This is a genomic window from Actinomadura physcomitrii, from assembly GCF_008923205.2.
In the GTDB taxonomy this organism is placed as follows: domain Bacteria; phylum Actinomycetota; class Actinomycetes; order Streptosporangiales; family Streptosporangiaceae; genus Spirillospora; species Spirillospora physcomitrii.
The window spans coordinates 309,435-328,184 of sequence record NZ_WBMS02000004.1 but is presented as its reverse complement, the minus strand read 5'-3'; the positions used below and the strand labels follow the sequence as shown (position 1 = coordinate 328,184).

Genomic DNA, 18,750 nt, shown 5'->3' with positions numbered 1-18,750 from the left:
GCCGACGCGCCGCTGTGCCTGACCTGCGGCACGAAGATGCGGCCGGCGGGCAGCTGCTACGTGTGCGAAGGCTGCGGCTCCACCAGCGGCTGCAGCTGATGGTGAGCGCGGCTTGATCTGACGGGCCGTGGCGGGGGATCCGGCGTGGTGCCGGGTCCCCCGTTTCGGTTCGTGGGGGACGGGGTGGTGGGCGATCGGAGAGGATCCGGGATTTCCGGGTCCTCTCTTTTTCCGTGGTGCGGGTCAGGGTTTGGGTCTGGGGCGGAGGGTCCGGTAGCCGGGGTGGACGTCGGGGCGCAGGCCCTGCTGGTCGGCGATGCGGCGGAGGAGGCCGAGGAGCCGGTCGTGCTCCTCGGCCGTGAGGGCTTCGCAGAGCAGGTGTTCGTGCGCCATGCCCGCTTGGGCGAGTTCGGCGAGGAGGGCCTCGCCCTTCTCGGTGAGGTGCAGCGCGTAGACGCGGCGGTCGCTCGCGTTCCTGCGGCGTTCGATGAGGCCGCGCTTTTCGAGTTCGTCGGCGAAGGGGACGAACCGGCTGGGCGGCATGCCGAGGTCGCCGGCGAGTTCGCGCTGGCTGCGGCCGGGGGCGGCGGCGAGCATGCGCAGCAGTCCGGCCTGCGGCGGGGTCAGGTCGAGGGCGGCGATCCGTTCGGCGAACAGCCCGGCCGCGTGCGCCCCGAGCTGGGCCAGCAGGAAGGCGACGCCCGGCTGGGGCGTGGGTGGGCTCGCGGTCATGGCGACATCGTACCCACTTGACAATCGTTCTGATCTGTAATCATTATCAGAAGTATACGGTTCGTCGAGAGGGAGAGACCATGACCACGCAGACCACTCCGCGGGCGGCGTCCGGCCGGCGTCCGCAGTCCGGGCCGCCGCTGCTGCTGCCCGTCCTCGTCTTCACCGCCCTGACCATCGGCTACGTGGCGGCCAACCGGTCCACGCCGCATCCGGACGCGTCCGGCGCCGAGGTGCTGCGGTACGCCCGGGACCACGGGACCGCGATCAAGGCCGGGGCGTTCCTGCTGCTCGGCTCGGCGTTCCCGCTGACCGTGGCCACCGGTGTGCTCTACCGGCGGCTGCGCGCGCTGGGCATCACCGCGCCGGGTTCGGCGATCACGCTGGCCGGCGGGATCCTCGCGGCGGGCATGCTCGTGCTCGGCGCGATGTTCGGCTGGGCCGGCGGGCGGCTGCCCGCGGACGCGAGCCCGGCGCTGGCGCGGGCGCTCGCCGACCTGTCGTTCCTGTCCGGTGGCCCCGCCTACGCGGCGACGTTCGCCCTGCTGGTCGCGGGCCTGTCGGTGACGGGACTGCTCGCCCTGCTGCTGCCGCGGCCGCTGTGCTGGGCCGGGCTGGTGATCGCCCTCGCCGGCATGGTGGGGACGCTGACGCTGGTGGGTTCCGGCTTCGCCTTCCTCGTCCCGGTCGTCCGGTTCGGCGGGCTGCTGTGGCTGATCGCCGCCGCTGCGCTGATGCCGCGCACCCGCCATGAGGTGCGGTCCCGGGAGGGTGCCGCGGCGTGAACTCGCGTTTCCCGCGTCCGGCGCGGGGCCTGCCCGGAGAACCGGCGGCGGACGACGAGTCCGCCGCCGGTTCCGCGTTCGTGCCGTCAGCCGGTCCGGAAACTGCCGGTGGGGGACACGTGCGCGCCGTATCCGGGGGCGATGAAATTGAACGGCGGCGGTACGGGGACGGCGCAGAACGGGTCGGAGAAGAACAGCAGGCGGGCGGTGCTGTCGTTCACGACGACGTGCGCGCCGGGCGGGAAGGATCGGCAGCTCGACGAGGGCGGGTATTCCTTCAGCCGGGTGCCCGCCCAGGAGACCTGGGCGCCTTCGGTGACGAAAACGATGATCTTTCCTTCGGGGGCGCGGCCCGCTCCCCGGCCTGGGCCGCGGGGGCCGCCGAGGCGGCGAGAAGCGCTGCTGTGAGAGCGGTGGCTCCAGTGGCGATGCGCGAGGGGATGGGCATGCGGCTCCTTTGGGTCGAGTGAGGAACGCGGCGATGATGCCCGGTTCGCGCCGAGTCCTAACGCAGAGCAAGTTCCTTGTCACCCTTGGTGGTTAATGTCGGTGGGGCGTCGCCCTCTGACGTGCGGTTACTCAATGTGGGGCCATTCTCGATCACTGTTCGTCATTGACCGGTGGCGCTGCGGCAATTAGCTTGACCGACTGTCAGGAAGGCCCGCTCCCGGCCGCCTGAACCACTCCCGCGCTGTGCCTCGGAAAGGCTTTTGACCTGCAATGTTGCATACCCTCATCGTCGGGATGGGCAGGGCGGGCCAGGGCCTGCACCTGCCGTCGCTGGTCAAGGTGCGCGCCGCCGCCCCCGGCCTGCTGGCCCGCGCGCCGATCGTCGCCGTCGACCCGCTGCGCCCGCCGGCCGACGGCCCGGGCCTGGTGCGCGCGGAGTCGCTGGAGGAGGCGGCCCGGCGCTGCCCGCCCGCGCGGACCGTGGCGCACGTGTGCACTCCGCCGCGGGTCCGCGCCGCGCTGCTGGACCGGCTGGCCGCACTCGGCTACCGCAAGATCATCGTGGAGAAGCCGCTGGCCGTGGACCTGCCCGGGCTGGCGGAGGTGGCCCGGATCCGGCGCCGCTGGGGCCTGGACGTCACGGTCGCCACGCACTGGCTCGACAGCGTCCTCACCCGCCGGCTGCGGACGGCGGTGGCCGCGGGCGAGTTCGGCGCGCTGCGGCGGATCCGCGCGGTGCAGAACAAGCCGCGGTTCACCCGCGGCATCGCCGCCCGCGACCATCCGACCGCGTTCGACGTCGAGCTGCCGCACGCGCTGGCGGTCGTGCTCAGCCTCGCCGGGGGCGCGCGGGTCGTCGACGCGTCCTGGGAGGACCTGGTCCTCGGGCGGACGAGGGTGCCGCGCCTCGGCCGGGCCCGGTTACGGCTGGAGCACGCCGCGGGCGTCCGCACCGAACTCGACTCGGATCTGACGTCTCCGGTCCGCGAGCGGAGCATCACCCTGCACTTCGACCGGGCCGTCCTCGTCGGCCACTACCCGTGCAGCGACGCCGACCACACCGCGCAGCTGCGCACCGTCCGACCCGGCGGCGACGCGACGCGGGCCGTGTTCACCGACGATGCGTTCCCGGCGTTCCTGCGCGGCGCGTACGTCCGCTACGCGCTGTCGGTGTCGTCGATGCACCGGACGCTTCCGGTGCAGGTCGACGCGGTCCGGCTGCTCACCGAGGCCAAGGGGATGTGCGCGGCGGCCGGCGGCCCGCGAGGGGAGGCCCGGGGTGCCGCGGCGATCCGCTGAGCGCGTGCCGGACGGGATCCGGCTCGCCGGCGTCGGTGACGAGGCGGCGCCGGGCCTAGCGGACCAGATCGGCGCGGTCGCGGAGCTCGGCTGGAACCGGCTGGAGCTGCGCACGATCGGCGGCACGCCCGTCGCGCGGCTGGACGAGCGGGCGTTCCGCGGCGCGGCCGAGCGGCTGCGCGCCGCCGGGACGGACGTGCCGGCCGTCGCGTCCAAGATCGGCGACTGGTCGCGGCCGGTCACCGGCGACTTCGCGATCGACCTGGACGAGCTGGAGGTCCTCGCCCGCCGTTGCGCCGTGCTCGGCACCCGGCTGGTGCGGGTCATGTCGTACCCGTCCGGCGGCCTGGACGACGCGGAGTGGGGCCGCCGCGCCGGCGAGCGGCTGCGCGAGCTGGCTCTCCGCGCCGAGGACCACGGGCTGGTCCTCGCGCACGAGAACTGCACCGGCTGGGCGGGCGAGCGCGCCGACCGGATGCTGGACCTCGTCACCGGGATCGGCAGCCCGGCGCTGCGGCTGCTGTTCGACATCGGCAACGGCGTCGCGCACGGGTATCGGCCGCTGCCGATGCTGCGCGAGATCGTCCCGTACGTGGTGCACGTCCACGTCAAGGACGCGCGCGCCGGGACGGACGGCGAGGCCGTGTTCGTGCCGCCCGGCGCCGGGCAGGCGGAGGTCGCCGAGTGCCTGCGGGTGCTGCTGCGCGGCGGCTACGCCGGGGTGCTGTCGATCGAGCCGCACATCGCGCTGCGTCCCCACCTCGGCTCGGGGACGGGCGATCCGGGGGCGTTCGTCGCGTACGGGCGGGCCCTCGAACGGCTGATCGCCGGGATCGGGAGCGCCGGAGGCGGGCGGTGACCGCCGCGGATCCGCCGGCGCCGCTCGTCCCCGGCGACCGCGACCTGCTGCTGCGGCTGCTGCGCCTGCCCACCGCCGGGCCGCTGGAGCCGGACGCGCCGCCGCCGCGGCTCGCCGAGGCCCAGGTCGCCTACCGGCGGCACGCCGCCCGGATCGGGCTGCGGGCGGTCCGGCACGCCCCGGCCGAGCCCGCCGACCTGGACGGCGCGCCGGTCCCGGCGGCGGTCCGCGCGGCCGCGTCCCGTCCCGGTTTCCTCGCCTGCCAGCCGAGCCTCGTGCTCCGCCTCGGGCCGGACGGCCTGCCCGCGGACCGCACGGTGATGTTCAACGTGCACCTGGACACCGTTGCGGGCCGGCCGCCGGTCTCGTTCGACGGCGACCGCTTCCACGGGCGCGGCGCGATCGACGCCAAGGGCCCGGCCGTGGCGCTGCTCGCCGGCATCCGCGCCGCGCGCGCCGAACGGCCGGCCCTCGGCCGCGACGTCGGCGTGCTGGTGCAGGCCGTCGCGGGGGAGGAGGGCGGGGCGATGGGCGTCTTCGGCACCCGGCCCCTCGTCCGGCGCGGCTACACCGGGCGGCTGAACGTCTTCTGCGAACCGACCGGCGGGCGGTTCCTGACCCGCAGCACCGCGGCGATGACCGCGCGGATCGTGGTGGACGGCGACGACGCCGTCGACGACCGGCCGGGCCGCGGCCACAACGCCAGCGTGCTGCTGGGCTTCCTGGCCCAGCATCTCGGCGGTGCGCTCGGGGCCCCGATGCCGGACGCGAGCGTCTGCGTGGCGGGCCTGCACACCGGCACCCGGCACAACAAGGTCTACGGCGGCGGCTCCCTGCTGCTCAATCTCGCCTACGGGACGCCGGAGGCGGCGCGCCGGCTGGAACGGCGCCTGCGGGAGGCGCTCAGCGAGGGGCTGACGGAGTTCGCGTTCGCGTTCGCGGGCACGCCGCTGTTCGGCCGGACCGCCGCCGACGCCCGCGCCGTCACCCGGCTCGAATGGCTCAAGCGCGGGCTGCCCGTGCTCGACGACCGCGACGCCTGGGGCCACGCGCTGCTGCGCGACCGCGCCGGCGTCGCGCCCTGGCCCTCCGGCGAACCCGCCTTCACCTGCGACGCGATCTGGATGTCGCAGGTCCCGGGCGCCTGCACCGTCGTGCTCGGCCCCGGGGACCTCGCCGCCAACAACGCCCACGCCGACGGGGAGTTCGCCCGCGCCGACCAGCTCGCGGACTTCGCCGCCACTGTCGCCCGCCTCCTCACTGCCTTCACCGACGACCTGAATGGATCACCGTGACCACGACCTCGCCGTTCCGGCACCTCGCTCCCGTCCCGCCCTGGCCGGATTCCCCCGGCGCCGCTCCCCGCCCGGCCGCCCCGCGCGTCCGGGTCGCCTACACCGACCTGCTCGACTTCACCGTCGCCGTCTTCCGCCGCCATGGGCTGCCGTCCGCGCGCGCGGACGCGGCGGCGCGCGCGCTGTGCTACGGCGACCTCACCGGTATGACGTCTCACGGGCTGACCAACCTCACCCGCCTCTACCTGCCGCTGTTCGAGGACGGGCGGGTCGACCCCGGCGCTGAGCCGCGGACGGTCGCCGACCGCGGCGCGTCGGTGCTGCTGGACGCCGGGCGCGCGCTCGGCCTGTGGGCGTGCGAGGCCGCCATGGACCTCGCCGTCGAGCGCGCCGCGACCTTCGGGATCGGGATGGTGGCGGTGCGCGGCGCGACGCATTTCGGCTGCGCCGGGCACCACGCGCTGCGCGCCGTGCAGCACGCCATGATCGGCTTGGTCGCCGCGAACTGCGGCGGGCAGCGGATCGCGCGGCCGCCCGGCGGCGCGGTGGCGATGCTGGGCACCAATCCGCTGAGCGTCGCCGCGCCGGCGGGCCCGCATCCGCCGTTCGTGCTGGACATGAGCACGACCGCCGCTCCGACGGGACGGATCCGGCAGGCGGCCCGCGAGGGCCGGCCGGTCCCCGCCGGGGTGCTGCGCGGCGACGACGGCACCGCGGTCACCGACCCGTCCGCGTTCGACGAGGGGCGGGCGCATCTGATGTGGCTGGGCGGCGAGGCGGGCCAGTACAAGGGGTTCGGGCTCGGCCTCGCGGTGGAGGTGCTCGCCGCGGTGGTGCCGGGCGCCGCGCTGGGCGCCCACCCGGACGCGTTCGGCGGCGACGGCGGCCCCTCCGGGCGCGACGACGGCATCGGCTTCTTCACCGCCGCGATCGCCCCCGACGCGCTGCGCGCCGGCGCCGGCCGCGACGCGGGCACGCTGTTCGGCGCCCTGCTCGGCTGCCCGCCCGCCGACCCGTCCGAACCCGTCCGGTATCCCGGCTGGCACGAGCATCGCCGCGCCCAGGAACGCCTGCGCAACGGCGTCCCGCTGAGCGGGGACCTCTTCCGGGAGCTGCACGAGACCGCCGCACGCCTGGGCCTGGCCGCCCCCGTGGCGCTGGAGCGGACATGACGGCGCCGCTACGGGTCGCCGTCATCGGCCTCGGCGTCATCTCCCGCTTCTACCTCGCGGCGCTGCGCGACTCGCCCTCCATGCGGCTGGTCGCCGTATGCGACAGCGACCCGTCCAGAGCGGGCGCCTGCGGTGTGCCCGGCTACACCGACCACGCCCGGCTGCTGGACGCGGAACGTCCGGACGCCGTCGTGGTCGCCGTGCCGAACGACGTGCACCTGCGGGTGTGCGCGGACGCGCTGGAACGCGGCGTCGCCGTCTGCGTGGAGAAGCCCCTCGCCCTCAACGTCGCGCAGGGCGACGCGCTGCGGCGTCTCGCCGACCGGCGCGGGGTCCCGCTGTTCACCGCGTTCCACCGCCGCTACAACGCGGCGATCGCGCGGCTGCGCGACCACTGCGCGGGCTCCCCGACCACCGAGGTGACCGTCCGCTACCTGGAGCGCATCGAGGAGCACGCCGGCGACGACGGCTGGTACCTGGACCCGGCGCGCTGCGGCGGCGGATGCGTCGCCGACAACGGCCCCAACGCGTTCGACCTGCTGCGCCTGCTGCTCGGGCCGGCGGAGGCGCCGCCGGAGGTGGTGTCCGCCCGGGTCGAGCGGGACGGCGGCGGCGTCGACCGCCGCGCCGACGTCCTGCTGCGCGGCCGGACGGCCGCGGCGCGGATCCTGCTCGACTGGTCCTACCCCGGCGAGCGCAAGGACGTCGAGGTACGCCTCGCCGACGGGCGGACCCTCCACGCCGACATGCTCGACGGCCACTCCGGCTTCAAGGGGTCCCTGTGGCACGAGTACGTGGGCGTGCTGCGGGACTTCGAACGCCGCATCCGGGCGCCTCGGGCGTCCAGGGCGTCCTCGGTGGACGGCGGCCTGGCGGCCCTGCGGTTCGTCCGGGCCGCCTACCACCTCGCGGCACCCTGGCCCGCCGGGCGCGGCGGCTCCGCGGCGCCGCGGGCCAGAGCCGTGATCGGGGACGGCGCGCGGACGGGGGGCGGGGGATGAACCCGCTCGAGGACGGGCCGAAGAGCGCGGTCGCCGCGACGCTCGTGAAGGTCCTGGCGCATCGCCGGACGGACCGGGGCATGCGGCTGGAGCCGTTCGCCAGCCGCTGCGTCCGCGCCGGGGAGGTGCACGAGCTGGTGGCCACCGACCACGGCGAGACCGCCGCCGGCGCGCGCATCGACCGCGTCGCGTTCCTCGGGTTCGCCGAGATCGACGCGGCGGGCGTGCTCGACCGCGGCGACGAGCTGTGGATCGCCGGGCAGCGCATCGGCGTCCTGCTCGGCTTCGACGGCTGCCATCTGCCCAACCACTACAACGTCCTGGTCCGCGCCGAGCCGGCGCGCAGCGGAACCGAGCTCGGCCTGATGCCGGGGGTACGGCTGGCGTTCCGCCAGGGCGCCCCGCCCGGCCGGGAACCGCTCGGCTAGAACCGCTCGGCTGGAACCGCTCGGCTGGAACCGCTCGGTCGAGAGACCGTCCGCACGAGAAATCCACCGAAAAGAGAACGGCGCCTGGAATTCGAGGAGCCGGTAATTCGGCATGCCCGGGAACCGGCTCATTGCCGTGACGCGACATTCGTCGCAGGGATATCAAGTCCTTACTCGCGGTACCTGGTTCCGCGGCAATGGAATAGGGCAGAGTTGACGGCGCGAAGCGGATTCCGGACCACCGGTGCGGATCCGCATGGAGATTCGCTCGTCCATCCCGATCACCGAATGGTGCAGGAGGAGAACGACAATGGTCATGGCCACCACCCAGTCGAATCGCCTGGAAGAGCGGTTCCGGCTGTGGGACCGCAACGGCAACGGCGTCATCGAGCGTTCGGACTTCGAGCGCGAGGCCGACGACATCATCGCCCGGCTCGGCGCGCAGGGCACCCCCCAGGCCGACAAGCTCAAGCAGACCTACCTCGGCATGTTCGACAAGCTGGCGGAGGCGGCCGGCGCGGCCCGGATGAGCCGCGCGCAGTTCCTGAGCGCCGCGGAGCAGGAGATCATCAGCAAGGGCGACGCGGGCTTCTCCGCCGTCGTCCGCCCGACCATCGAGGCCATAGTCGCCATACTGGACCGCGACGGCGACGGCGAGGTGTCGCCCGCGGAGATGCACGGCTGGTTCGCCGCGATCGGCCTGGACGGCGAGGTCGCCGACCGCGCCTTCCGCGACCTCGACACCGACGGCAGCGGAAGGCTCTCGGTGGACGAGCTGGTCGACGCGGTCCGCGACTACCACCTCGGCCGCAACGACATTCCGCTGCTCGGTCGCTGAGCGGAAGCCAGAAAGAACGCCGTCCGGGAAGAGACCCGGTATTCGACTCCCGTCGAAGCACCGGCCGGGAGTCTTCCCGGGCGGCCCCCCGCCGCCCTCTCACCCCCGTGTAGGAAATCGTGCATAAAACACCGCCGACACCGCCTGCGGCTCCCTTTCCCGTCCTGCCCGCTCCCATTCCCTTCTTCGACCAGGCCGCGAGTTTCCAGGAGCATTGGGAGGGGATCGCGAAGCACCTCGACGACGTCCTGGACAACGGGAAGTTCTCGCACGGCGCGAAGGTCGCCGAACTGGAGGAGCGGCTCGCGGACTGGACCGGGGCCCGCCATGCCGTCGCCGTCAACTCCGGTACCGACGCGCTGGTCCTGCTGCTGCGCGCCGCGGGCCTGGAGCCGGGCGACGAGGTGGTCGTCCCCGCCTTCTCGTTCATCGCCACGGCCAGTTCCGTGGTGCTCGCGGGCGGCGTCCCGGTCTTCGCCGACATCGAGGAGCGCGGCCACGGCCTCGACCCGCGCGCGGCGGAGGCGGCGGTCACCGCCCGCACCAGGATGATCATGCCGGTGCACCTGTTCGACCGCATGGCCGACCTGCGCGGCCTGGGCGCGGTCGCGCGGCGCCACGGCCTGACGATCGTGGAGGACAGCGCCGAGGCGATCGGCATGCGGATGGACGGCGTCCACGCCGGGCTGCACGGCGCCGGGGGCGTCCTGTCGTTCTTCCCCGCCAAGACGCTCGGCGGCATCGGCGACGGCGGGGCGGTGCTGACCGACGATGAGTCCGTCGCCGAGACCGCGCGGATGCTCTGCCACCACGGGCGCGGCGGCCGCACGCTCGACAACTTCCCCGGCATCTCCAACGCCACCGTGGTGCCGGGACGCAACAGCAAGATGGACGACGTCCAGGCGGCCGTCCTGCAGGCCAAGCTCACCGGCCTCGACGCCGCCATCGCCCGCCGCGCCGGCCTGGCCGCACGCTACGACGCGCGGCTGAGCGGGGTGCCGGGCGTCCTCGACGTGCCCGGCTCGCTCCCGCCGCCGCCCGGAAGCGACCGCGTCTCCTACGTCCATCTCCTCCGCGTCGAGGACCGCGACGCCCTCGCCGCGCACCTGGCCGCCCGCGGGATCGAGACGGAGGTCTACTACCCGGTCCCGCTGCACCTCCAGCCGTGCTTCGCGCACCTCGGCCACCGGCCCGGCGACTTCCCGCGCGCCGAGAAGGCGTGCGCCGAGGCGCTGGCGGTGCCGCTCTATCCCGACCTGCCCGACGAGCACGTGGACCGCGTCTGCGACGAGATCGAGCGCTTCTACACCGGGACGCCGCGGTGACCGCCCCGCCCGCCGCGGCGATCCCGTTCTTCTCGCCGGACCTGTTCGAGCAGGACCGCGACGTGCTGCACGGCATCGTCCACGCCGTCGGGACCTGCCGGGACCAGAAGTTCATCCTCGGCGAGCGGACCGCGCGGCTCGAGCGCGCGCTCGCCGCCCGGACCGGCGCCGGGGACGTCGTCGCCTGCTCCAGCGGCACGTCCGCGCTCTCGCTGGTGCTGGCCGCGATGGGCGTCGGGCCCGGCGACGAGGTCGTCGTCCCGGCGTTCGGGTGCGCGCCGCTGGCCGCCACCGTCATCGACGCCGGCGCCCGGCCCGTGTTCGCCGACATCGACCCGGTCCGGCTCACCGCCGACCCCGCCGCCGCCGAACCGCTGATCACGCCGCGCACCCGGGCGCTGATGCCCGCCCACATGTTCTCGGTGATGGCGGACATGCCCGCGTTCCGGGAGCTCGCCGACCGGCACGGGCTGCGGCTCATCGAGGACTCGGCGCTCGCCCAGGGCGGGACGCTGCGGGGCCGTCCGGCGGGCCGCTGGGGCGACGCGGGACTGTACTCGTTCGTGCAGGTGAAACCGTTCGGGATGCCCGGGGAAGGCGGCGTGGTCATCACCGACGACGCCGGCCTCGCCGCGGACGTGCGGATGCTCCGCAACCACGGCCAGGACGGCGTCCACCGCTTCGTCCACCACCGGATCGGCCAGAACAGCCGGTTCGACGAGGTGATGGCCGCCTTCCAGCTGCACCGGCTGGCCGGCCTGGACGCACGGCTGGCGCGCCGCGCGGAGATCTCCGCCTACTACTCCCGCCGCTTCGCGCCGCTCGCCGAGCGCGGCCTGATCGCGCCCCCGGAAGGCGGGGACGGCCGCTTCCACTACGTCTACACCGTCCTCACCGACGACCGGGACGCGCTGCACGCCCATCTGGCCGCGCACGGCGTCACCGCGCACGTGTACTACCCGCGGCCGCTGCCGGCGCAGCCGGCGTTCGCGCGCTACGCGCGGCCCGGCGAGACGTGGCCGAACGCCGAGTCCGCCGCGCGGCGCGCCATCTCGCTGCCGCTGTATCCGAACCTGACCGACGCGCAGGCCGAGCACATCGCCGACACCGTCTGCGCGTTCACCGGCGTCCACGGGAGGACCAGTTGAGCGAGCAGACCGCTCTGCGGCGGCCGGGCGCCACCGGGCGCGGCGACCTCGCCGCGTACGCGCGCCTGGCCAAACTCGACATCTACGACTACTACCTCGGGCTCCTGGTCGTGTGGGCGCTGCTGGCGCCCGCCGTGCGCTGGAAGCCGCAGACGTTCGGGCTGCTCGCGCTGATCCTCCTCGCCGAGCTGGTCGTGGTGGCCGCGATGGTCGGCTTCGACGACGTCACCGGCTACCGCGACGGCAGCGACGCGGCCAACTACGGGTCCGACGCGGCGCGGCGCCGGCTGGCCCGCAAGCCGCTCGTCGCCGGGACGCTCAGCGAGGCGCGGGCACTGCGGTTCTCGTGGGCGGCCACGGCGGCCGGATCTTTGCTGTGGGCGGCGGTCGTCGCGGCGGCGCCGCACCGTCCGGTGTGGGCGGTGGTGGCGGCGGCGGTTTGCGTGGCGGCGTCCGTCCAGTACTCGTGGGGATTGAAGATCAGCTACCGGGGTTTCCAGGAGCTGTTCCTGATCGGGCTCGGTGTCGGCTGGACGCTGGTGCCGTACGCACTGCTCACGGGCGGGGCGAGCGGCTTCGTCATCGTGCAGGCGGTGCTGTTCGGGTCGGGGCCGATGCTGTTCGGGCTCTACTCCAACACCAACGACGCCGCCGGCGACCGCGCCGCCGGGCGCATCACCGTCGCCACCCTGGTCTCCGCACGGGCGCACCGGGTGTTCGTCGCGGCGATGACCGCAGCGCAGGTCGTGCTCGTCGCCGGGGCGCCGGTGGCGGGCGCCGCACCGTGGTGGTTCGCCGTCGCGATGCTCCCGCTCGCCGGGATGCGGCTGGCCCACCTGGTGATCGGCTTCCGTGGCGACATCCTGCGCGCGCGCCGCATCGCCATCCACGCGCACCGCGTCACGGTGGTGCTGCTGGTCGCCGTCGACCTGACCGCTGGAGCCCTGATATGACGGCCGGACGGCCCGTCGACGTCGCGGTGGTCGGCGCGGGCCCCGCAGGGCTCGCCACCGCGTACGCGCTGGCCAGGGCCGGACGCACCGTCCGGGTGCTGGAGGCCGCCGGCGCCGTCGGCGGCCGGATGCGGACGCTCCGCGAGCACGGCTGCCTCATCGACACCGGCGCCGAGATGTTCCCGGGCCGCACCGGCTACCCCGCGACCTGGCGGCTCATCACCGCGCTCGGGCTGGACCGCGATCCCGGAGCCGTCCCGGCCGTCCGCGACGCCCTCGCCGTGTGGCGGGACGGGCGCCCGCGCCCGCACGCCGGCCGCCCGCTGGGGCTGCTGACCGGCGCGGGCCTCGGGCTGCGGGCGCGGCTCGACCTGGTCCGGCTCCAGGCGCGGCTGGCGCGGCTCGGCGACCTCGACCCCGCCCGTCCCGAGGCGTCCTCGCTCGGCACCGCCACCGTCGCCGACCTCGTCCGCCCCTACCACCGGGACCTGTCCGACCGCCTCGTCGGCCCGCTCGCCGGCGGCTTCTTCGGCTGGGACCCCGAACGCTCGGCCGCCGCCCCGCTCGCCGCGCACCTGCTCACGTGCGGCAGCTCCGCGTCCTGGCACACCTACCGCGACGGCATGGACACCCTCGCCCGCGCCCTCGCCGAACACCTGGACGTCACGACCGGCCATCCCGTCACCCGCGTGACCCGGCACGACGGCGCGGTCCGGCTGGACTCGCCGCGCGGCGCCGTCACCGCACGCGCGGCGGTGCTGGCCGTCCCCGCTCCCGCCGCGGCGCGCCTGTACGCCGACGAACGGCCCGCCGTACGCGCCTTCCTGGACCACTGCGGTTACACGCCGATGCTGCGCGTCAGCCTCGTCCTGGACGAGCCGCTGGCGCCCGGCGGGCCGCGGTCGAGCTTCGCCACGCTCGTCCCCGCCGCCGAGGACCGGCTGCTCGGCGTCATCACCGCCGACCACCGCAAGCATCCCGGGCGGGCGCCCGCGGGCGGCGGCCTGGTGTCGCTCATCGCCTCGCCGCTCGGCTGCGCCGACCTGTTCGGGCAGCCCGACCGGACGGTCGCGGAACGGCTGATCGCCCGCGCCGGGCGCTTCGTCCCCGGGCTGGCGGCGCACGTCGCCCACGCCCGCGTGCACCGGTTCGAGCACGGGCTGCCCGAGGCGACGCCGCGCGCGCTCGGGCTGCGCGGCGCGTTCGCCCGGCGGCCGGTGTCGGCGGTCGAGTACGCGGGCGACTGGGTGATGCTGCGCCCCTGCAGCGAGGGCGCCGTCGCGTCCGCCGCCCTGGCCGCCGAACGCGTCCTGGCCTGCCTCGCGGCCCGGTCGGGCTTATCGCGGACGGGCCCCGGCGGCGCGACGGCCCTGAGCGCGACGGCCCTGAGCGCGACGGCCCTGAGCGCGGCCGACCCCCGTCCCGACGACCCGAGGTGAGACGATGGCTCCCTTCAGCAGGCGGATCGAGCTGGGCACGCTGTTCGACGACGCGGCCGAGCGCGGCGCCGCCACGACCGTGCACCTCGGCCGGCCCCTCGACATCGCCCCCGAACTCGGCACCGCGCTCGACGTCCCGGCGGCGGCCCGGCTCGTCTCGGACGCCGCTGGATGGTTCGCCGCGGCCGGCGCCGGACCCGGCGACCGCGTCGCCATCGTCAAGCGCAACCATTTCGACCTGGTGCTGCTGTGCTGCGCCGCGGCCCGCATCGGCGCGGTGCCCGTGCCGCTGTCGGCCCACCTGGACCCGGACGTTCTGGAGATCCTGCTCAAACGGCTGGATCCGGCGCTGCTCGTCCTCGGCTTCGCACCGGCGGGGCCGGGCGGCGCCCTGACCTCCCTGGCGTCCCGGACGCTGCTGCTGGACGGCGGCGCCGGCGCCGCGGGGCCGGTGCTGTCCCTCGACGACGTCCGCGGTCACGCTGCCCCGGCACCGCGGCGCCCGCCGGTCGACGACCCGCTGGTCATCGTGCACACGTCCGGCACCACCGGGGCGCCCAAGCTCGTCGTGCACTCCACGCGCACCCTGCTGAGACGCCTCGCCGGCTTCGAAGCGCACCGCTGGCCCGTCCTCGCCGCCCGCCGAAGCGACGTGGTGGCGGGCGCGTTCTCCTTCGCGCACGGCCGCGCGCTCGCCTGGACCGCGAGCGTGCTGGCGCTCGGCCCCGAGAAGCTGCTGGTGGTGACCGGTTCCGGCTGGGACGAGGCCCGGCCGCTGCTGGAGCGGCACCGGCCCACCACCGTGGAGGCCCAGCCGTCGACGTTCGTGCGGTGGCGCCCCCATGTCCGCGCGCAGGACGGACCGGCGCCCAGCCGCGCGTTCGGCCGCGTCCGCCTGTACATCAGCACCTTCGACGCCGTGCACCCGCCCACCGTGCGGACGTTCCTCAACGCCACCGCGCATCCGCGCCCGATCTGGCTGCAGGGCTGGGGGCAGAGCGAGACGGGGCCGCTCACCTTCCGCTTCCTGACGCGCCGCGCCCTGCGGGCCGAGCGCGAGCGGCATCCCACGACCCGCGACCTGGGCCGTCCCGTCCCCGGGCGGAGCAGGCTGCGCGTCGTCGACCGGGAAACCCTGCGGCCCGTGCCGCGCGGCACCGCCGGCCTGCTGGTCTGCGGCACGAAGGCGCTGTGCCTCGGCTATGTCGGCGAGGAGCGGCGCTTCCGGCGCAAGCTCGCGGGGGAGTGGTTCGTCACCGGGGACATCGGCGTCCTCACCCGCGGCGGGCGCCTGCTCCTGCTGGACCGGGAGGCCGACGTCCTGCCGGAGGGCAGCTGCGTCGAGCTGGAGGACGTGCTCGAGGACCGGCTGCCCGGCGTCGCGGAATGCGTCGTCCTCGGGGTGCCCGGCGGGCGGTGCGTGCCCGTGCTCATCACCGAGGACGGCGGGCCGCCCCCGATCACGAGCCCGGCGCTATGGCGCGAGGCGACCGCGGACCTGCCCGAACTCGCCGACCCGGTCGTCATGGCCTGGGACCGGATACCGCGCACCGGGACCGGCAAGGTCCGGCGGGCCGCCCTGCGCGAGCGTCTCGGCGTGACCTCCGAGACCTACGGGAGGGGACGGTGGACGTGAAGACGGCGGCGCGTCCCCTGGCGGTACCGGTGTCCCGTCCGCTGGACGGAACGGTCGTGCGCGCGTCCGGCCGCTCGGTCGCGGTGCGCGTCGCCGCGACCCGGCTGCGGGCGCTCGGCTGCGCGATCGAGACCGCCGGCGGCCCGCCGCCACCGGACGCGCCCGCCGGGCTGCTGCGCGTCGTCCGGGCGCCGTGGCTCCCCGGGGACCGGGCGCTGCCCGAGTGCCGTATCGGCTGGTCCGGGCCCGTCGCGGTGCCGATGGGCGGTGAGCGCGACGTGCAGGCCGCCTGCGGCATCATGCACGTCCATGGGCGCGCCACCGGCGGACCGCGCGTCCTGCACGTCGACTACGCCTCGGTCTGCGCGGGCGTGCTCGCGGCCCAGGCCGTGACGGCGGGCCTGCTGGCCGCGCTGCGGGGCGGGCCGGCGGTGCGCGCGGCGACGTCGGTCGCCCAGGCCGCGGCGCTCGCCCTCACCCAGTACGTCGCCGTCGCCACCACCACCGACACCGGCTCCGGCTCCTCCCGGCCGGAGCCGGGCACCGCGCGGACGCCGCCGTTCCGCTCGGCCGACGGCGTCCGCTTCGAGATCGAGACGTTCCAGGCCGAGACCTGGCTGCGCTTCTGGACCGCACTGGGCGCCGCACGCCCCGACATCGCCGCCGGCTGGACGCCGTTCCAGCAGCGCTTCGCCACCGGGACCTGCGCGCTTCCGCCCGGCCTGGCGGCCGCCGCGGCGGCGCTGGGCTACCCGGCGGTGCGCCGGGCCGCCGAAGCCGCCGGCGTCAGCGTCGTGACGGTGAACGACGCCGCAACGCCGCTCCCGCCGGCGCCCGCCTCCCCGTGGCGGCTCCGCCCCCTTCCCGCCGCGCCGTCCGCGCAGGCGGCGCCCCGACCGGACGGCCCATCGCGGCGGGACGGCGGCCCCCTGGCGGGGATCCGGGTCGCCGAGTCCACCAACCGCGTCCAAGGTCCGCTGGCCGGGCATGTGCTCGGCCTGCTCGGCGCCGACGTCGTCCGCATCGAACCGCCCGGCGGCGACCCGATGCGCGGCGTCCCGCCGATGGCGGGGGAGTGCTCGGCCCGGTTCCTCGCCCTCAACCGCGGCAAGCGGGTGGTCGAGGCGGACCTGAAGTCGCTCACGGGCCGCGACGAAGCGCTGCGCCTCGTCGCCTCGTCGGATGTGTTCCTGCAGAACTGGGCGCCGGGCCGCGCCGCCCGGTTCGGGTTGGACGCCGCGGACCTCGCCGCCGTGCACCCCGGTCTCGTCCACGCGTACGCCGGCGGCTGGGCCGACGTCCTGCTCGCGCCGCAGCCGATGGGCACCGACTACCTGGTGCAGGCGCACACCGGAGTCGCGGCGCTGCTGACGCCGCCGGGCCGGCCGCCCGCGCCGACGCTGATGACGATCATCGACGTGCTCGGCGCGCTGATCAGCGCCGAAGGCGTCGCCGCGGGCCTGCTCGGCGCCGCCCGCACCGGCGCCGGAGTGCGGGTCGAGACGGCCTTGGCCGACGCGGGCCGCCTCCTGCGCGAGACGCCCGCCCCCGGCGCCCGCGCGGCCGGGGGGACGGCGCCGGTCGTGACCGACCTCGCGGCGATGGCGGCCGACCCCGCGTACGCCGCCCTCTTCGAAACCGATGGAGCCGCCTGCTACAGCCGCGCGCCGTGGACGTTCACGAGCCCGTCCGAACACGACAGGGAGGAACGATGAGAACCGCAGCTTCTCCGGCCTGGACATCGGCCAACGGCGTCACGCTGGCCGACCGGGTGCCCGCCGAACTGCGCGCGGCCTGGACCGCGGACGGGCTGTGCCCCGGCCGCGACCTCTACACGCTGTTCCGGGAGCACGTCCGCGCCGCGCCCGAGGCCGAAGCCGTCGTCGACGGCGCGGGCGCGCTCACCTATGCCGCGCTCGACGCCCGCGTCCGCCGCGCCGCCGCCGCGCTGCACGCCGGGGGACGGGGGCCCGCCGACATCATCGCCGTCCTGCTGCCCAACGGGCGCGACGCCGTCGTCGCCGAGCTGGCCGTCGCGGCGATCGGCGCCGTCGCCCTGCCGATCCCGCACACGCACGGGCCGCGCGAGGTCGCGAGCCTCGTCCGCCGGTCCCGCGCCGCCGCGCTCATCGCGTCCGGGGAGCCGGTGCCGGGCCTCGGAGACCTCCCCGACCTGCAACTATGGGCCCCCGGCGACCTGGTGCGAGAGAGCATGCACGCGCTGGACGAACCCGGCACCGAGCAGATCCCCGCATGGCGGCCCGCCCGCATCGACGCGGAGACACCGGCCCGCATCCTGGTCTCCTCGGGATCGGAGTCCGAGCCGAAGATGGTGGCCTACTCCCACAACGCCATGGCGGGCGGGCGCGGCAACTACGTCGCCGCCCTGCGGCGCGGCGCCGACCGCGTGCGCGCACTGGTCCTGGTGTCGCTGGCCTCGTCGTACGGGTCGCTCGGCACATCGGTGATCCTCGCCCGCCACGGCGGCACCCTGGTGCTGCTGCCGCGCTTCGACGCCGCCGCGGCGCTCCAAGCCGTCGAGCGGCACCGCCCCACCCACGTGTTCGGCGTCCCCACGATGCTCTGGCGGATGGCCGAGGGCGGCACCGACGCGGACCTCTCCTCGCTGCGCGCCGTCGTCTCCAGCGCCGGTCCCGTGCATCGGCACGTCAGGGACGCCTGCGTCCGGCGGTTCGGCATGCCGCCCATCAACATCTACGGGTCCAGCGACGGTGTGAACTGCCACACCGGCCGCGCCCCGGACCGCTGGGAACCCGGGCTGGCCGGTGTCCCCGACGAAAGCGTGGCCCGGATCACCGTCCGCGACCGGCGGGGACGGACGCTGCCGCCGGGCGAGCCGGGGGAGATCTGGGCGCTGGGCCCGATGACCCCGCTCTGCTACGTCGCCGCGCCGGACCTCGACGACCGGTACCGCGCCCCCGGCGGCTGGGTCCGCACCGGCGACCTCGGCAGGCTGGACCCCGACGGGACGCTGCGGGTCCTCGACCGCCTCAAGCGCACCGTGATCCGCGGCGGCGTCAGCCTCTTCCCCGCGCAGGTCGAACGCGCGCTCGTCTCCCATCCGGGCATCGCCGACGCGCACTGCGTGCCCGTGCACGACCTGGACCTGGGCGAACGCATGTGCGCCTGCGTGGTCCCGCGCGACGGCGCCCGGCCGCCGTCCCCCGCCGCCATGCTCGCGTGGCTGTCCGCACGCGGCGTGGACCGGCGCCGGCTGCCCGAACGGTTCCTGATCCTCCCGGAACTGCCCGTCGGCCCCACCGGCAAGGTGAGCGTCAGCGCACTCACCCGCATCGCCGCCGAATCGGCCGTCCCGGCGGCATCGGACGCGGAGGCCGGCTCGTGAGCCGCGTCGCGGTCCCGGGACGT

At 75.6% G+C, this 18,750-nt stretch carries 17 protein-coding genes; 15 read left to right on the top strand and 2 right to left on the bottom strand.

Annotated features, from left to right (window positions below; translation table 11 throughout):
• Nucleotides 1-243 precede the first annotated feature (243 nt).
• Complete coding sequence (locus F8568_RS07470; protein ID WP_151592729.1) at nt 244-732, bottom strand: MarR family winged helix-turn-helix transcriptional regulator; 489 nt, start codon at nt 730-732, stop codon at nt 244-246.
• A gap of 80 nt (nt 733-812) precedes the next feature.
• Between F8568_RS07470 and F8568_RS07465 the strand changes: the two genes are divergently transcribed.
• Nucleotides 813-1,517, top strand: a complete 705-nt coding sequence (locus F8568_RS07465) for a DUF4386 domain-containing protein (RefSeq protein WP_151592728.1) — start codon at nt 813-815, stop codon at nt 1,515-1,517.
• A gap of 86 nt (nt 1,518-1,603) precedes the next feature.
• On the opposite strand, the gene F8568_RS49400 is transcribed toward F8568_RS07465, so the two are convergent.
• Nucleotides 1,604-1,738, bottom strand: coding sequence for a hypothetical protein (locus F8568_RS49400; protein ID WP_268896187.1), 135 nt, complete (start codon nt 1,736-1,738; stop codon nt 1,604-1,606).
• 499 nt (nt 1,739-2,237) lie between these two features.
• Here F8568_RS49400 and F8568_RS07460 point away from each other — a divergent pair, with 499 nt between their 5' ends.
• The 14 genes from F8568_RS07460 to F8568_RS07395 all read left to right on the top strand — a co-directional run bounded on the left by F8568_RS07460 (nt 2,238) and on the right by F8568_RS07395 (nt 18,727).
• Nucleotides 2,238-3,266: a Gfo/Idh/MocA family oxidoreductase gene (locus F8568_RS07460; RefSeq protein WP_151592727.1), complete on the top strand. Its 1,029-nt coding sequence runs from the start codon at nt 2,238-2,240 to the stop codon at nt 3,264-3,266.
• Nucleotides 3,267-3,270: 4 nt separating this feature from the next.
• Nucleotides 3,271-4,125, top strand: a complete 855-nt coding sequence (locus F8568_RS07455; RefSeq protein WP_151592726.1) for a sugar phosphate isomerase/epimerase family protein — start codon at nt 3,271-3,273, stop codon at nt 4,123-4,125.
• Complete coding sequence (locus F8568_RS07450) at nt 4,122-5,420, top strand: M20/M25/M40 family metallo-hydrolase (RefSeq protein ID WP_151592725.1); 1,299 nt, start codon at nt 4,122-4,124, stop codon at nt 5,418-5,420. Before F8568_RS07455 ends, F8568_RS07450 begins: the two co-directional genes overlap by 4 nt.
• Nucleotides 5,417-6,592, top strand: a complete 1,176-nt coding sequence (locus tag F8568_RS07445; RefSeq protein WP_151592724.1) for an Ldh family oxidoreductase — start codon at nt 5,417-5,419, stop codon at nt 6,590-6,592. The genes F8568_RS07450 and F8568_RS07445 overlap by 4 nt, the downstream gene beginning before the upstream one ends.
• On the top strand, nt 6,589-7,593 hold the full coding sequence (locus F8568_RS07440) for a Gfo/Idh/MocA family protein (RefSeq protein ID WP_151592723.1): 1,005 nt from the start codon (nt 6,589-6,591) through the stop codon (nt 7,591-7,593). The genes F8568_RS07445 and F8568_RS07440 overlap by 4 nt, the downstream gene beginning before the upstream one ends.
• Nucleotides 7,590-8,021: a DUF6917 domain-containing protein gene (locus F8568_RS07435; RefSeq protein ID WP_151592722.1), complete on the top strand. Its 432-nt coding sequence runs from the start codon at nt 7,590-7,592 to the stop codon at nt 8,019-8,021. Before F8568_RS07440 ends, F8568_RS07435 begins: the two co-directional genes overlap by 4 nt.
• Before the next feature lie 310 nt (nt 8,022-8,331).
• On the top strand, nt 8,332-8,859 hold the full coding sequence (locus F8568_RS07430) for an EF-hand domain-containing protein (protein WP_151592721.1): 528 nt from the start codon (nt 8,332-8,334) through the stop codon (nt 8,857-8,859).
• 119 nt (nt 8,860-8,978) lie between these two features.
• On the top strand, nt 8,979-10,184 hold the full coding sequence (locus F8568_RS07425) for a DegT/DnrJ/EryC1/StrS family aminotransferase (RefSeq protein WP_328600765.1): 1,206 nt from the start codon (nt 8,979-8,981) through the stop codon (nt 10,182-10,184).
• Complete coding sequence (locus F8568_RS07420; protein WP_151592720.1) at nt 10,181-11,332, top strand: DegT/DnrJ/EryC1/StrS family aminotransferase; 1,152 nt, start codon at nt 10,181-10,183, stop codon at nt 11,330-11,332. The genes F8568_RS07425 and F8568_RS07420 overlap by 4 nt, the downstream gene beginning before the upstream one ends.
• Nucleotides 11,329-12,285: a UbiA family prenyltransferase gene (locus F8568_RS07415; RefSeq protein ID WP_151592719.1), complete on the top strand. Its 957-nt coding sequence runs from the start codon at nt 11,329-11,331 to the stop codon at nt 12,283-12,285. The genes F8568_RS07420 and F8568_RS07415 overlap by 4 nt, the downstream gene beginning before the upstream one ends.
• Complete coding sequence (locus F8568_RS07410) at nt 12,282-13,724, top strand: protoporphyrinogen/coproporphyrinogen oxidase (protein WP_151592718.1); 1,443 nt, start codon at nt 12,282-12,284, stop codon at nt 13,722-13,724. Before F8568_RS07415 ends, F8568_RS07410 begins: the two co-directional genes overlap by 4 nt.
• 4 nt (nt 13,725-13,728) lie before the next feature.
• Nucleotides 13,729-15,360, top strand: a complete 1,632-nt coding sequence (locus F8568_RS07405; RefSeq protein ID WP_151592717.1) for a class I adenylate-forming enzyme family protein — start codon at nt 13,729-13,731, stop codon at nt 15,358-15,360.
• Nucleotides 15,351-17,075, top strand: a complete 1,725-nt coding sequence (locus F8568_RS07400) for a CoA transferase (protein ID WP_328600764.1) — start codon at nt 15,351-15,353, stop codon at nt 17,073-17,075. The genes F8568_RS07405 and F8568_RS07400 overlap by 10 nt, the downstream gene beginning before the upstream one ends.
• Nucleotides 17,072-18,727 carry a class I adenylate-forming enzyme family protein gene (locus tag F8568_RS07395; protein WP_151592716.1) on the top strand — a complete coding sequence of 552 codons (1,656 nt, stop codon included), beginning with the start codon at nt 17,072-17,074 and terminating at the stop codon, nt 18,725-18,727. Before F8568_RS07400 ends, F8568_RS07395 begins: the two co-directional genes overlap by 4 nt.
• Nucleotides 18,728-18,750: the final 23 nt, after the last annotated feature.